The sequence below is a fragment of the Cylindrospermum stagnale PCC 7417 genome, assembly GCF_000317535.1.
Classification (GTDB): domain Bacteria; phylum Cyanobacteriota; class Cyanobacteriia; order Cyanobacteriales; family Nostocaceae; genus Cylindrospermum; species Cylindrospermum stagnale.
The window spans coordinates 1,303,480-1,317,499 of sequence record NC_019757.1 but is presented as its reverse complement, the minus strand read 5'-3'; the positions used below and the strand labels follow the sequence as shown (position 1 = coordinate 1,317,499).

Annotated in this window: 12 protein-coding genes; all 12 read right to left on the bottom strand. The window is 41.5% G+C overall.

The genetic code is table 11. From position 1 onward, the window contains the following. Window positions 1-49: 49 nt before the first annotated feature. Complete coding sequence (locus CYLST_RS05470) at window positions 50-1,081, bottom strand: hypothetical protein (protein WP_157162531.1); 1,032 nt, start codon at window positions 1,079-1,081, stop codon at window positions 50-52. Window positions 1,082-1,127: 46 nt separating this feature from the next. Then, window positions 1,128-1,241, bottom strand: coding sequence for a hypothetical protein (locus CYLST_RS33110; protein ID WP_245587468.1), 114 nt, complete (start codon window positions 1,239-1,241; stop codon window positions 1,128-1,130). 137 nt (window positions 1,242-1,378) lie between these two features. Beyond that, a complete protein-coding gene (locus CYLST_RS05465) occupies window positions 1,379-2,443 on the bottom strand; it encodes a hypothetical protein (RefSeq protein WP_015206710.1) in 1,065 nt (354 codons plus the stop codon). A gap of 26 nt (window positions 2,444-2,469) precedes the next feature. Then, window positions 2,470-3,660 carry an amidohydrolase family protein gene (locus CYLST_RS05460; protein WP_245587467.1) on the bottom strand — a complete coding sequence of 397 codons (1,191 nt, stop codon included), beginning with the start codon at window positions 3,658-3,660 and terminating at the stop codon, window positions 2,470-2,472. Beyond that, window positions 3,603-5,903 carry a TOMM precursor leader peptide-binding protein gene (locus CYLST_RS05455; RefSeq protein ID WP_015206708.1) on the bottom strand — a complete coding sequence of 767 codons (2,301 nt, stop codon included), beginning with the start codon at window positions 5,901-5,903 and terminating at the stop codon, window positions 3,603-3,605. The genes CYLST_RS05460 and CYLST_RS05455 overlap by 58 nt, the downstream gene beginning before the upstream one ends. A 144-nt stretch (window positions 5,904-6,047) precedes the next feature. Further along, on the bottom strand, window positions 6,048-6,620 hold the full coding sequence (lepB, locus tag CYLST_RS05450; RefSeq protein WP_015206707.1) for a signal peptidase I: 573 nt from the start codon (window positions 6,618-6,620) through the stop codon (window positions 6,048-6,050). 252 nt (window positions 6,621-6,872) lie between these two features. After that, window positions 6,873-7,034 (bottom strand): TerD family protein, encoded by a 162-nt coding sequence (locus CYLST_RS34185; RefSeq protein ID WP_157162530.1) that lies wholly within the window; start codon window positions 7,032-7,034, stop codon window positions 6,873-6,875. Between the two features lie 220 nt (window positions 7,035-7,254). After that, the gene (locus tag CYLST_RS05445; RefSeq protein WP_015206706.1) at window positions 7,255-7,734 is read right to left on the bottom strand and encodes a nucleotide exchange factor GrpE; all 480 of its coding nucleotides are present in this window, start codon (window positions 7,732-7,734) and stop codon (window positions 7,255-7,257) included. Continuing rightward, window positions 7,727-8,341, bottom strand: a complete 615-nt coding sequence (locus CYLST_RS05440; RefSeq protein ID WP_015206705.1) for a J domain-containing protein — start codon at window positions 8,339-8,341, stop codon at window positions 7,727-7,729. The genes CYLST_RS05445 and CYLST_RS05440 overlap by 8 nt, the downstream gene beginning before the upstream one ends. Before the next feature lie 43 nt (window positions 8,342-8,384). Continuing rightward, the gene (locus CYLST_RS05435; RefSeq protein ID WP_015206704.1) at window positions 8,385-10,880 is read right to left on the bottom strand and encodes a tetratricopeptide repeat protein; all 2,496 of its coding nucleotides are present in this window, start codon (window positions 10,878-10,880) and stop codon (window positions 8,385-8,387) included. Beyond that, window positions 10,880-11,389, bottom strand: a complete 510-nt coding sequence (locus CYLST_RS05430; protein ID WP_015206703.1) for a LysM peptidoglycan-binding domain-containing protein — start codon at window positions 11,387-11,389, stop codon at window positions 10,880-10,882. Before CYLST_RS05430 ends, CYLST_RS05435 begins: the two co-directional genes overlap by 1 nt. Further along, window positions 11,386-13,602, bottom strand: a complete 2,217-nt coding sequence (locus CYLST_RS05425) for an Hsp70 family protein (protein WP_015206702.1) — start codon at window positions 13,600-13,602, stop codon at window positions 11,386-11,388. The genes CYLST_RS05430 and CYLST_RS05425 overlap by 4 nt, the downstream gene beginning before the upstream one ends. Window positions 13,603-14,020: the final 418 nt, after the last annotated feature.

Sequence of the window (14,020 nt, the reverse complement as noted above, 5' to 3'; positions counted from 1 at the left end):
TACCTACTCAGAAAATGAGTCAACAAGGCAATCAATTAAGTAAGTTTACTTAAGTAGTACTGAGGGGAATATAGGGGAAAGGAGGAGAGACATATTGTAAGTTTTTGCTACGCCATTCTTCAGTATTTCTTGCAGGATAAAAGGGGAATTTTCTTCTATTTGGATTCTCTTCTTCTGAGATTTCCGGTAATTCCTCAACTTCTTCAGCCCATATTTGGATATTTTCTTGTGTCAGACTGAATTCAGTCGGTTTCGGAGGATAACCCAGAGTTACCTTAGTATAAGGAGGTGTTGGTGGATAACCAGCTTGAGCAATATCAACTCTACTAGAATAGAATGTATCCCATGATATGTCTAATGCATACTCCCAAACCATTTCATATGTGCTGAGAATGGATGGCCAAAGCTGTTTCCATTTATCTGGCTCATGTTCATCTTGATAATATACTTGTCCGCTTAATAATAGAGATAGAGATATTGTGTTATAACTTACATATTGGGGTTTAATTAAGTAAGGTTCAGCTTTGCTATTTTTTTCTTCAGCTTTGAATAGCTTTTCTCTAAGTTCTGTGTTTCTCAAAGGGCATAGTTCAATGTTTTCTGTAGGGGATGATGTTAATTCATCCTCTAAACAATAAACATCAGGGATAATGTTATACGAATTAAATATTTCTCTAACTAACTCTATCTGTGTTTTTGTTACTTTTTTCAGTGGGTCTGTTCCGTCTTTTGGTTCGTATTCTTGAAGCTTCTGATCGTCAAGCCATGTATAAGACATTATTTGAGACAGCTGGCGACCTTGTAATAGAAACCTTACTCCACAAAATTGGTGATCATTTTTTGTTACAAACTCCGGATTAACTTTTGTTCCTTCTGTAGGCAACTCATTGTCTGCAATTTCCAGGTACTTAACTAAATTTTTTCTAGTTCCATATACTAACTTTTTTACCCTCTCACCCGGCTTTCCTTCTATCGTGAGTATTTGAAAGTAATAGTTATCTTCAACCCCAGATCGAGATGTATTTTTACTCAACACCGGATCGTTACAGGAAATAGGTAAATCAAAAGATAAATTTTTCAAAAGTATTTGCACTTTCTGCTTCCTTTGCAATTAGAGAATAGAATGATTAGACCAGGTTATAAAAACGCTGGGGATTATCCCCAGCAATCTTTTTGACAATTGTTCTTGATAAATGCTCTTCAAGGACTAATTTATCAACGATGTCAGAATTGTGATCCATGTGAGGGTAGTCAGAGCCGAAGATTAAGTTATCAGCACCAATGTACTCGATGGGGCTTAATAAGGTTCATTCGGGTCTATCCCTAACTAATTTGGGAGTACATTATACTAGTGACTTCCTGTTTACTCCCAGTTGTTCTAACTAGTAGATAGCGGTATGTAGGGGTATGGAGGTGAAACATAATCTATACCTACATATCTGTTGTCCTCTGTTATGCGATAGAAGGGAAATGGTGCTTCTTTATCAGAAGCTCCAGCCCATTTTTCAATTTCTTCAAGAGATAGATTTTTTTCATCCGGTATTGGAGGATAAGGAATAACAACTTGATAATTAGTAGAAACATCTACTGGACTAAATTGTACTTCGCTGATCTTACCTATATAGTCGTACCATACCACGTCTAGCCCATACCTATGAATTATTTCACCTGTACTAAAAATAGGCTGAGAAATTTGTTGATAAATATAACCAGTAGTTGATTTATCGTCTTTAATTTGGCGATATGCCTGTCCTGCTAATAAAAGGCTCAAAGCAATTCTCTCCCAAGCTGTGCTATTGGGCAAAATCAAGAATCTTGGTTTTCCATGTTCTTTATCACCATTTGCAGGAATTGCGATTCTACCCCTGAGTGGATAATAAATATCAAGATTTTCGGGTTCAAGCTCAGATGGGTAAACGCTTTGAGAAATAAAGAAAATCTCTCTAGCTATGAGTCCATTTAATATGTGAGAATCTGTATGCCAATCACCATTTTGAAAACGCTTCCATGCTTCTGATTCTTTTGCTGTTACATAGCAGTACCATGTGTTAGCAATTAGCTGAGATAGTTTGCGGCTCTGTAATAGATTCCGGCTTGTAGCATAAAAATTATTAGCATCTAGTTGATTTGGTTTCATTACGACGGATTTCCCACAATCTGACTCAGATGAGAAAATTGCTTTCAGAAAATCATCGTCTAGAGTTACCCCAGGTGAGGGTAAATGCGAACCTACCGTTTCCTTAGAACCATCAAGATTATTCTTATCAGTCAGATAGGTGTCAAATTCTTCCTTGGTTTTAGCTACTATTTTTGTTTGTATATTTTGTCCTTCTTTTTTAGTATTCGGATCAGGGGGAGTAACTAGAAGGATTTGATAATATGTCTTAGGATCAAGCCACGATTTTAGTGGCTCCTGAAATGTTTGTGTTACTTTTTCACTCATGATAGTAGTGCGTCCTTATGTAAGTTTCAAGTCAAATTGTAAAAACGGCAGGTATTATCCCAAACAATCTTTTGCACCGTTTCTTGAGATAACTGCGTCTCAAGCTCTAAAACCATATTGACAACATCCGGCTGATGATCCATGTGAGGATAATCAGAGCCGAAGATTAAGTTATCAGTACCGATGTACTCGATAATTTGGGCTAAATAAGGTTCAGAAGGGTCAATTGCTACAAAGCACTGACGACGGAAGTAGTCTGATGGCTTCATTTTAACATGATTTTGCACCTCCCAATGTAAATTATCATACTCTTGATCCATTCGCCAGAGCCAGTAAGGGAGCCAACCACAACCAGACTCTAGAAACCCTACCCTGAGATGGGGATGACGTTCTAATACCCCTCCTTCAATCAGGGCTAACAATGCCATCATCTGTTCCATTGGATGGGAACAAGCGTGCAGGGCAAACCGAGTATTAAATCTATCTGCACCTGTAGTTGGTAAGCGGCTATGGGTGCCTTCATGAATTCCGACTGCTATACCTAACTCTTCGCAGGCTGTCCAAAATGGCTCATAGGCACTATCACTTAAGAGTCGCCCTTTAACGGGGTTAGGGCGTAAAAATACCGATTTCCAGCCAAACTCGGCGATGCGGTGTAATTCTGACACCATTTGCTCTGGTGCATGAAGATTAATCGCTCCTACTCCTTTCAACTTGTCTGGAGCATAGCTACAAAATTCTTCATATAACCAAGTATTGTAGGCATGGGTGAAGGCTCCTACAACTTCTGCTGGCATGGTATCAATGGCAAAGAGCCACAAACCGTAAGTTGGATAAATAAAGGCTATATCAACCCCCATCTGTACCATTGCTTGGAGGTGAGATTCTGCATCGTAGCGATGAAGATAAGCATTCGGGTGAGCCTGCATCATCTGCTGATTGCCTTGTTGTCGCACTTGCTGGGATATTTTTTGCGTAATGTCTTCCCCTTTGATTTTCATGTCTGCTGAGGGTGCAAAGTGCTTAAATTCAGGGGGAAGGTATTTGGCCCATATCTGCGGAGGCTCTATTACATGGGAATCAGCATCAATAATTTTATATCCATGCAGCATAGTTAAAGCTGTGTAATTTCTGGGATTAACCGATTTACAAGTGTCAATTACATCCACATGGGATAAGGGTTGAGTTGTTCTTCTGTCAGAGGCTCTGACAACCAACCCATTTTCACTGGAACTTCATAAAGCCGTCCTGAACCTAAGCGTTTCCACATATGGCGCATTCCCGGTACTATTACTTTGGCTACTCTCAGTCCAATATCAGGACGTGTCTGATCTAACACTAGCATTTCCAGTCCATTTTTCTCGACGATTTTTTGACAAAGTCTAACATCTTCAAGTAGATCGTCACTTGCTAGTTGTGAATAATCAGCACTAACTTTGGGGACACTCTGAGTATCAGGAAGCAGATAAGGTTGATTGGCCAAAGTTGCAGACTTCCACCAATCTAGAGCTAGGGAATCGGCAGATGGGGGATATTGAGTGTTACCATCCTCTGTAGCTCTGAGTACATTAGGTAGAATTTGGTTAACCTCGGTTAAGGCTCGACTAATGGCAATTTTTGGGTCAAAGTGGGCACCATACCCTAAAACAATATCTTCTACTTCTCGATCTGTTCGGCGACTAATAGCAGCGAAAGCGGGAATATTCAGGTCGCTGCTAATATCTAATACCCACAAGTCTCTGTTAAGGGTTTGGTAATATTCTTTGAGGTTTTGAAAGTAAGGCTCATTGAAACTGTCTAAATCTACTTGAGTTTTTGGCAGACGGTTATACCACCATAATGCTACACAGTCCCGTTCAACTAATTCCATAAATCCTTGGAGAATAGCTTCTTCGAGGGTGTTACCTGCGGCACATCCATTGGAGTCTGCCCAACAGTCTGGTGGATGAGATTGGGGATAGCCATAATAGCAGTAAGCTGTTGGCAGATATTTGAATTCTTGGTGGGTTAAAGACCAAACTGGTGTCCAGTCGATTTCTCTTTCTATATCAAAGGGTTCTGGGACTTTTTGAAACCAACCTTTAGATTGGGTATTCCATTGTTCTCGATTCTGGTATTGCTGTGGGCTGAAGTTCATACAGGCATTGGGGTGAATTGCTTTGTTCCCCATTTGTTGATAACTGCTTTTATGTGTTATTTCATTTCCCTGAAATACGCCAGAATACCTTTCAATGGCTTCACAGAAACCGCTGGCTCTGGCTTGGCTATCTGTTCTACCTTTGCCTGCACTTCTACCGCCGATATTTTGGTGTAAGCTGTCTAAATCGTCAAAGATGTTGAGGAAATGATGCTTGGCAATATATGTATGCGTTAAAGGACTTCCTGGGATTTTTTGCAGTTCTCGGACAATGCCTGTAATCGGACTAATATGATGTTGGTATTTTCTAAAAGTTTCTTGGGGGGAACAATAACGATGTCCTCCGTCTGCGGTAAAGTTTTTCTTGCGGTGTCCTAAAACAACGGGTAGGGGCTGATTCTCTAATCCATTAACCATCTGTCCACAACTGGGACATTGGGGACGTTTAACAAGAGTATGGTCTTGATGCTGAAGAGTCAGTGTATCGTATGTGATTAAATTACCTTCTAATCGTTGATTCTCCCCTTGGACAATCCACTTGAAGACTTCTGTAGCTGCCATTCCGAGGGCTGTTTGCACTGTTGAAGCTAGGAACCCTAAAGGAGGAGATAAGGAAATCTGCTTTTGCTTTTGGATAAATCTTTCAATGGGTTTGTTATCTCGTAAACGTTGTGCTAGACATTGCCAACATCCTGTTTTGTGGGGATGAAATATAGGCCCTATCCAGGACATTGTTCCCAAGGGGTTGACTAGCATCCAGGGAGATTGTGACTTTAATGCTTGTTGATTAAGTTCTTCTAGCTGGGGGTGGAGGTAGTCGTCTGTCAAGACTATTGTGATATCTCCTGCATCAGCTATTTGAATATGCTGGGATTTGAGGATGGCTATGAAGTCGTCGGTAGGAAGGGAACCTAGTGTTTTGACTGCGACTGTGGCTGATTGTAATCGTTGAGTAGCGACTGTGGGAGTAATATTGAGATGATGACAGAAGATGGCTAGGTGGGAGGGTAGTGAGTCATCTTGTTCTACCAGATAGCCCTGTTGTTCCATTTGGAATAGAGCATATTGGGTCTTGATGCTGACATCGAGCAGATTTTGGAAGAAGTCGGTTGTTTGTTGGGTGGTGGGTTGTTGTTGGAGTAGTTCGAGTTGGATTATGTCTATAATTTCGTCTATGGTATGGCGATCGCGCAGTAAAGCCGCTACACGACAAGAAAGGCGATCGCTCAACCACACTGCTTCCCTCTCGGATAAGAGAAATATCTCATCTGGTTCTATGGTTTCAACGGTGTAACCAGGGTTGAAATGTGGTTGATTGAGCATAGTTTTTATTTTTTAATGAATTGACGCTGAAACATTAAACAATTAAAAATTCAGGACTTATGCGAAATCATGAAGAAACCTATCCTTTACGGGAGCGCTCGGCATTACCGCAAAGGACGCAAAAGCGAAGTAGGTTGGAGCAGTTTATATTAAGCCGATGCGGTCGAAAGGCCAGAAGCGAAATATCGCTCGACCGATAATATTTTTTCTCGGTAAAAAGCCCCAGTAGCGCGAGTCATTACTATCATTGCGGTTGTCTCCCATCACAAAAAATTCACCTTCCGGGACTTTGACTGGTGGGAACGGCTGATTAGGTGGTTCAGCGATGTAGTTTTCTGACAAAGCTTGACCGTTGAGATAAACTTTTCCTTGAGCAACGCTAATTACCTCTCCTGGCTGACCAATAATCCGCTTGATGAAGGCTTGGTCTTTGGGATATCCCCGGCGTTGTAATTCTGCGGGTGGCTGAAAAACAATAATATCTCCAAATGTGGGCGGGTGAAGACGATAGGAGATTTTTTCCACCACTAGGCGATCGCCTGTGTGTAAGGTGGGAAACATGGACTCAGAGGGGATATAGCGGGGTTCAGCGATCAAAGTGCGGATCAGGAATGCCAAACATAAGGCGATCGCAATTAAGGTGAGATTTTCTTGCCAACCGCGCCATATTTTTGATGACGCGGTAGCATCTTTTGCATCACTTTCGTGAGGAGTCATAGAAGTTTTCAGCCAGTTTAAACAGTGCAAACCCAGACAATACAAATATCAATGATCTGATTATCGCATCTTATAGTTATCAAGCCGTAATTTAAACTTGTTGTGGTTATTGTCATTACTCAGCATATTCGCCCATTTAATTTTCAAAAGAAATAGCCTATCTAGGTTCCCTTGACAAACCTGATAGGCATTAAGTAATTAAAGATAAATTTAGGCAATAACAATATGCAGTCTCAAATAATCCCAAAGTGATTACACTTTTTTCTCAAGATTCATCTTGATAATGATATCATCGCCATCGCCAACGCCTGTGAGATTATCTCCTGTGTATTGAACTGACTTAGCTGGATCTGGGCTGATGAGGTTAGAAAAGATTAACCAATAGTTAAAATTTATGACGTTAAATTCTGTCAATTATTTTTTGACAAAAGAATATAAAAATTAACTTAAATACTTGTCTTCAGTATTTGCCTATAGTATTTTTACGTACTTCATTGCTGGTATTTTCTCGCCATTGTAATATAAAGTATTTAAATATACTACAGGTATCTACTTAAGTTAAGTAACTTGATTTTTGACTGGAAAGTCAGGCGCAAAGCCAATGACTTCTAGCCATAGAAACTATCAACGGTGCTTATTCTGATTTAGATGTAACTACTTCTGCTGGGCGCAGGATTTTCTCACCTAAACGAAACCCGCGACGGACAACTTTAGTAATTGTTTGGTCTGGGACATCGGTGCGGATTTCTCGATCAACTACGCGACACAAGTTAAAATCTGGCTGATCACCTGGCAATTCTATAGGCAAGACTTGGCGCTTTCCTAGTACGCTGAGGTATTTACGATTTACTGCGCCGATGTTCCTGGGTAAGCGCTCGATAAATTCTGGACTGGGGTCGGGGTGATTTTCCAGATAGTCTAACAGGGCTTCCAGGGCATCAGCAACTTCTAAAAGTTCCAAAAATAAATCTTCGGTATTTGCGGCAATTTGGGTTTGCTGTTCTCGCAAGGACTGTTGTGATAAAACATTTTCTTTTTGCAGATTACCAAGTTTTTGCATTAGCAAGTCACGCTGTTCTTGGCTGAGAATATAGGTTGGGGATGAGTCAGACACGAGAAATCTCTTTAGATAGCAATAGTAAGTTGTTTTTTGCCCAAGCTTGCACTTGAGGATGGGTATGGGTAGTCAAAAGCTGACAAATGGCGATCGCTCTTTGTAGCTGTCCACCCATTTTATAAGCTTTAATCAGCCAAGTGCTAGCTTGGATGTATTCTTTGCTGTCGTGCTCAGTGCAGCCTTGACAGTAGTCTTCTAGGTATTTTATAGCTTTGGGGTAACGTCCCTCTTGGCAAGCTGTAATCCCCTCGGTAAGTAATGCCGCTAAGGGGATGGGTAAAGGCTCTCGTTCTAGGCGTTCTTCTTGGATAGCTTGGGCGATCGCTTGTTCTAGTCCATCAAATTCTGGTAATAATACCAGTGTTGGGGCTAGCCGATCCAACATTGATAAATCACTGTATTGCCATCTTTTAATTGGGGGTAATATAGGGCGCAAATAGTCGGCTATGATGCGTTCCTCTGACTTCATCAAGCTTTTTTGGGCTTTAGCAATCACATCTACAGGATATTGCTTGCGCTTCATTGCTGCTGCCAAGGCTTTTGTAATTTCCGCTTTTGACGCCGCTGGGGATACACCCAGAATATTGTAAGGATTACTTTCCATAACACACTTTTTAAGCAATTAAAAATTAAAAATTAAAATCCTTTTACCAAGACAATTTCAAACTGCGGTAAATTTCTTGAAATGCTGACTCATGTGGGCAGATTTCGTAAGCCCAGAGTCCTAGTTGCTGAATTTCTTCTGGGTTATTTAAATGTCCATTTTTTACACCATTAACCAATATATCGATAAAAAACTCAGCTACCATATAGCGAACTCTTTCACGCTGGGAACACCTAGCTTTGATCACCACTGCTTCAAACTGACGATTTTTGAGCATTTGGTCAATTTCTTCTAGTTCCTGGCTGAGTTCAAGATTTTCTATCAGGTCGATGACAACAGGATTACTAATATCAGTTTTTTTGATTTTTTGAAGTTGTCTCAAGGCTTGAGCTAGGGAAATATTATTATTAATGACTTGCTGCCGCAGTTGTTCTGCTTGATATTCAGCTAAGTAACTTCTAGCAAAATTACTGCCTACAAGGTCGTACCAAAATTCAGCTAATTCCAAATGCTCTAAAAATTCTGATACGGCTTGACGTTGTAAGCCACAAAGCCTATCTATTTCTTGTTGCCAATCTTGATGATCTTCGATTTCTGACTTTGCTTGCTTTAGGGGAATGATTGCTTGGCGCCATTTTTGTTGCTGTAGGTAATAGCAGCCTTCGTAGTAAGCAACAAAGTTTTGAGCAAAAATTTCAATGCCAATAGTAGGGTTAATTGAGGGTTTAAGCTGAATTGCTCTTTGAATATCGCCTTCTAAACAAGCAGCTACAGCTAAACCCCAAGGAGTATATAGAGAACGCAGATTTTTTTGACTAGCATTTATGCTCTCGACGGAAATATCACGCCACTGGGAGAGAAAATTATTGTAACAACCTGGGGTGACAAAAATATCATTTATTTTCATCCCCCATTTTGCTGGCTCACCCATTAATTTCAAGGCAACTAATTCTAATCGTGAGCGATCGCGTAAATTTAAATAATCTTGAATATTAGTATCTTTAACTGTATCAATCGCTGATTCTAATCGGTGCTTCAATTCTGAAGATAAGGCGGCAAAATCGACAGGTTGATTTCCTAGCCAAGGCACATTTTGCAGGCTCGGATCTTTAGTGAGATTTGCTAATGCTGTAGATAAGGCAATAATCAAATCGTTAAGTTTCGTAGAGTCAGTTTGGGCATGGTAATAAGTGGCTACTACCCAATTATGTAATGTGGTGATAGTTGGCTGTAAAGTCCAGTTTTCTGCAATTTTATTGGCAATTATTCCCCAGTTTGTCCCTTGCCAAAATTCTGCTTCTAAGCGTGGCTGAATATGTTCATTGAGATTTGCCTCGACCAAGGGATCAATACCGAATTTTTGCAGAAATTCCTGACTGTTAGTTTTAGCCTGTTCCAGATTTTCGACTTCTACCAATTGCTCAATATTCTGTAGAGATTGCTGGCGTTGTCGTTGGGAAAGATGCTTGAGAATCTGCCGTTGCTCGGTAATTGCATCAGCAGATACCCCAAGCCATTCCCGATAAGCTGGCTGTAAATGATTTTGTTGAGCCAGGGCAAATCCCCGCAGATAAGCGGCTTGTTCTCCAGGTACACCCTCTAGGTGAGATATTGCAGTTATCCAGTCTTGAGTTTTAATTGCTACCAGCCCTAATCTGATGCGGCAGTTGGTGATATCTGGCAAGTGTGATTTAGCAGTTTGATAATGGGATGTAGCTTCTGGAAATTTACTGGCTTTTTCTGCTGCTAACCCTTGGCGGAAATGTTTTGTGCCTTTAACTGTTGATTGTAGCTTGTGGAGTAAATCAAGTCCGTCGGAGCGGCGAAAGTTAGTCAGGGCTGAGTTTAAAAGAGCGATCGCATTTTGTAATCTACCATCACTTTCAGCTTGCTGAACTTTTTGGAGAGCAGAATAGTAAATTTCTTCTTGGGGGACTTGGATTTGGGCTGTAGCGATCGCATTTTTGACAGCTTCTGTCGAATAAAGTGCAGCGGCTTGCTGGTAAATGGCGATCGCATTTTTGTAAAACAGATTTTCTGCTTGGGAATCAGCCTGTATGATTAATTCTTGAAATTGCTGCCGTCGTTCCAGTTCCTGTTGACATTGCTTAATCGCCTCCGATACTTGCTCATCGTGAATAATTTGGCTACAGCCTTGATAAATGGCAACTGCTTTTAAGAGCGTTTGCGTTTCTAAAGGGTCACCAATATCTTGCCTGAGAAGGGCTTGGGCGTTATTCGCCAGCTTGTTCGCTTCGGCAACTTGTTGACCCCACTGGAGATATTGCTGTTTAAGCTTGTCTAAACTATCACCTAATAAGATTTGGCAAATCCGACGTTCCCAAAAACCTGGATTTTTCGACCAAAGTGCGATCGCCTGGGCAGCAATTGTGACTGCCTCCCGCAGGTGCTTTTTTTCGGCGAGTTGTTCCGCCTTGCGGCAAGCTTTCTGAGTTTGTGGAGCTTGTCGCCAAACATCAACAATCCCCACCCCCAGCAAAAACTTACTTAAGGTATTCAAGCTGCCGAGGATGCTCATTAATTCGCCTCCTGACAGTTGGGAATTTTTAACTGATCCCCCACCTCTAGATCGTTTTCCCGCCCTTTTAGTTGAGGGTTAGCTTTAGCTATGACTTGCCAAGAAGTTCCTTTAACACAAAATTTTTCGGCGATCGCACTCAGAGAATCTCCAGCTTGGACAATGTAAGTATTCGATTTTGGGGGTTTCTCAGGTGCAATAGCAGGACTAGCCGCAGGTTTTGGGCTGGCGCTACTCATCACCACTGGATTGCGAGGAGAGATAGTAGCTATATATAAATTGGGTTGCACGACGAGAAAACTGCCATAAGCTCCCAACCCCATACCGAGGATTAGTATCAGCAAGGCGAATCCTAATGGCCATCCAGCGAATTTTGCTAGGAGTGAGTTTTCTCGTTGTGGTAACTCTTGGAGCATCCGCAGGAGGGAAAGATCGGTATCGCAGTTAGGGCAAGTGTTGCTCTCTATTTCTTGATACCCGCACACAGGACAGTTAAGCTTCAGATTCATCGAGTTAGTCCGGTGACAATACTATTACTGGGCAATTCTTGATTTAGCCAATGATTGACATCTGGTTGCAGTTCATGCATTAAGCGATCAGCTTCGTGTCTATCATCTCTTTCCATCGCGTTGATCATCCGTAAGAGTTTGTCAAACATGGCATTTGCTTGGGTGGGTGCAACTGGTTTGGCTAGGCGAATTGCCAAAAGATACGCTTGCACTACCTGCACTTCATCAGGGAGATTGCTGAGTTCTTTTCTTGCTTCTTCGCTCTGAGAATCCATTTGAGAGCGGTTAGTGGTGTTTATTGCAGTTTGTAACTCTTGAGTCAGCTTTTGCAATCGTTCCTGCTGCGGTTGGGGAAGCATAAATCCGCACAGTTGAAAAATGCGATCGCATTCATGCAGCAGAGATTCGGCTTCTAGGCGTTCTGGAGACATAGAAACTTGGAACTTTTGCAAATTTGTCCCGGCGCGATCGCGTAAATCGCTGCGTTCTTCTCCCGTCCTCGGATCGATGATTTGGTTAGCTGACTGCACAACTGGGACTGCTAGCTTCAAAGCTGCTTCCACACCGAGTTCAGTTAAATCTTGGTTATTGAGTTCGGCGATCGCTGCTTCTAACTCTTGATATATTCTCTCATCTGAACGACCACGGGAAAAAATACAACTCACCCTCACCGCAGGGTCATTTTTCAAAGTCGCCGTCATTCGCAAAGCGCTGTTTTTTTCATCCAACTCCACATTCACCATAATTTCCGTGCCGGCTGGATACTTTTTGTCTAACCCCAACCAGATATCCCCAATACTTTCATCAGATTTCACCTTATCTAACCTTTCTTTGACTTCATCAGGGCTGAAAAACTGAAAGTGAATCAGGCGTTGTCCCTCAGCCACAGTTTTAAAAGTGTGCGATGTCGTCACTGGCAAAATATCACCTTGTCTAATAACTTTATCCTTGCCATCCACTAACTTAATAAAATAGTCGCGAGAAACCGTCGTTACCTTCTCCGTCTGTCCAGCAGCGACAATTGCGGCACCTTCGGCTACGGCGTACATTGGCCGGGGATGCACCACCACTTTATTAGTGCCAAAAACTTCTTTGATTTTGCGTTGTACCAAAGGAATTTGAGAAGAACCACCCACCAGCAGCACAATATCCACCATTTCCAGATGATATTCAGCGTATTCTAAAGCTTGGCGGCAAATTTGCAGCGAACGATCTACCAAATCAGCAATCAATTCCTCAAATTGCTCACGGGTAATTTCTACCTCAATCGGCATCGCAATTCCCAATTCATCAAGTAATTGAGCCGCAGGAGCAATCTGTGCTGATAAAGAACTGCTTAATTCAACTTTAGCCCGTTCTACCGCTAACTTCAAATCAGCGTTAAATCGCACCCGTTGATAATGGGGCATATTCGCAATCAAGTCGTCAATATCGCTAATTTTTTCTTGTTGAGAAACTTGCTCTTTGACAAACTTGATCATTCGCGAGTCAATGTCATCACCTCCCAGCCATAAATCTCCCGCTTTCCCCTGTTCGATAAATGAAGTTCCCCCGGCGGTAATCAGTGAAGCGTCAAATGTCCCCCCGCCAAAGTCATACACCAAAATCGTCTTCACATCTTCGCTGTCTGGTGCAAAGCCGTAGGAGATAGCGGCGGCTGTCGGTTCTGGTAATAGTTCTAGGGGAGTTATTCCGGCTTTAAGTGCGGCTGTGCGGGTAGCATAACGTTGTTTATCGTTGAAATAGGCGGGGATGGTAATCACAGCTTGGTCGATGACTTCCCCTGTTTTGTCAAATGAGAGGCGATAAGCTTGGGCATTTTGGACAATTTTTTTGAGAATTTCTGCCGAAATATCCTCTGGCTGATATTCTTTGTCTTTTAACCAAACCGCAATGCTGTTGTCTGTCCCTTGAGTTGGTTGGGCAATTTTGTAACCCAATTCTGCTTTTTGTTTTTGAACTTCTATATCAGCGAAACCCCTACCCATCAAACGTTTGATAGAAATAATTACGTTTTCTGGGTCAGCCCGTAGCTGGTTGTAAGCTTGATCTCCGACCAAAAATTTTCCTTGTTGATCGCAAGCAACAAGCGATCGCGTCAGTTTCCTGTCTGGGGGCGTGTTATCGTTAGCTGTCACCACTTCCACTTCTGCCAACTTAAAAGCGGCGACAGAGTTAGTCGTCCCCAGATCAATCCCTATTGCCTTGCCCATAGCTTGCCCAAATAATTAATTATATAAATTTTGTGTCTAAGCCTAAAATTGATGTTAAACAGCACCTAGATTTAATTTATGTTGCATCAACGTACTTAAGTAGGCTGTAACGTTAGATTAATCTAATTAAATAGCTAAAAACATCTGTGATTTTACTTATAAAATAATGAAGATTTCAGCACTGAATTAAGGATATATCCGTAAATGAGTAGTAATCCTTAAAAAGAGTGTAATGTATACAAAAGGCTAGCGCTATACATACCTTCATCTTAGAGGATGCAGTGAGCTTGTGCAATTTCTGATTCGTACTTTTGTAAACATTACAAGCTTTATCAGCAACTCATGCATAACTTAGGACTGCTATCTAATAACAATAGACTAGCTGGTGAGATGTCCAAAACCTCAACAATCAAAGTTG

Bases quoted from the DNA above. Each gene is read 5' to 3' on its own strand.
- CYLST_RS05430 (WP_015206703.1), bottom strand. From the start codon at position 11,389: ATGAATCTGAAGCTTAACTGTCCTGTGTGCGGGTATCAAGAAATAGAG.
- CYLST_RS05455 (WP_015206708.1), bottom strand. From the start codon at position 5,903: ATGCTCAATCAACCACATTTCAACCCTGGTTACACCGTTGAAACCATA.
- CYLST_RS05425 (WP_015206702.1), bottom strand. From the start codon at position 13,602: ATGGGCAAGGCAATAGGGATTGATCTGGGGACGACTAACTCTGTCGCC.
- CYLST_RS33110 (WP_245587468.1), bottom strand. From the start codon at position 1,241: ATGGATCACAATTCTGACATCGTTGATAAATTAGTCCTTGAAGAGCAT.
- lepB (WP_015206707.1), bottom strand. From the start codon at position 6,620: ATGACTCCTCACGAAAGTGATGCAAAAGATGCTACCGCGTCATCAAAA.
- CYLST_RS05435 (WP_015206704.1), bottom strand. From the start codon at position 10,880: ATGAGCATCCTCGGCAGCTTGAATACCTTAAGTAAGTTTTTGCTGGGG.
- CYLST_RS05440 (WP_015206705.1), bottom strand. From the start codon at position 8,341: ATGGAAAGTAATCCTTACAATATTCTGGGTGTATCCCCAGCGGCGTCA.
- CYLST_RS05465 (WP_015206710.1), bottom strand. From the start codon at position 2,443: ATGAGTGAAAAAGTAACACAAACATTTCAGGAGCCACTAAAATCGTGG.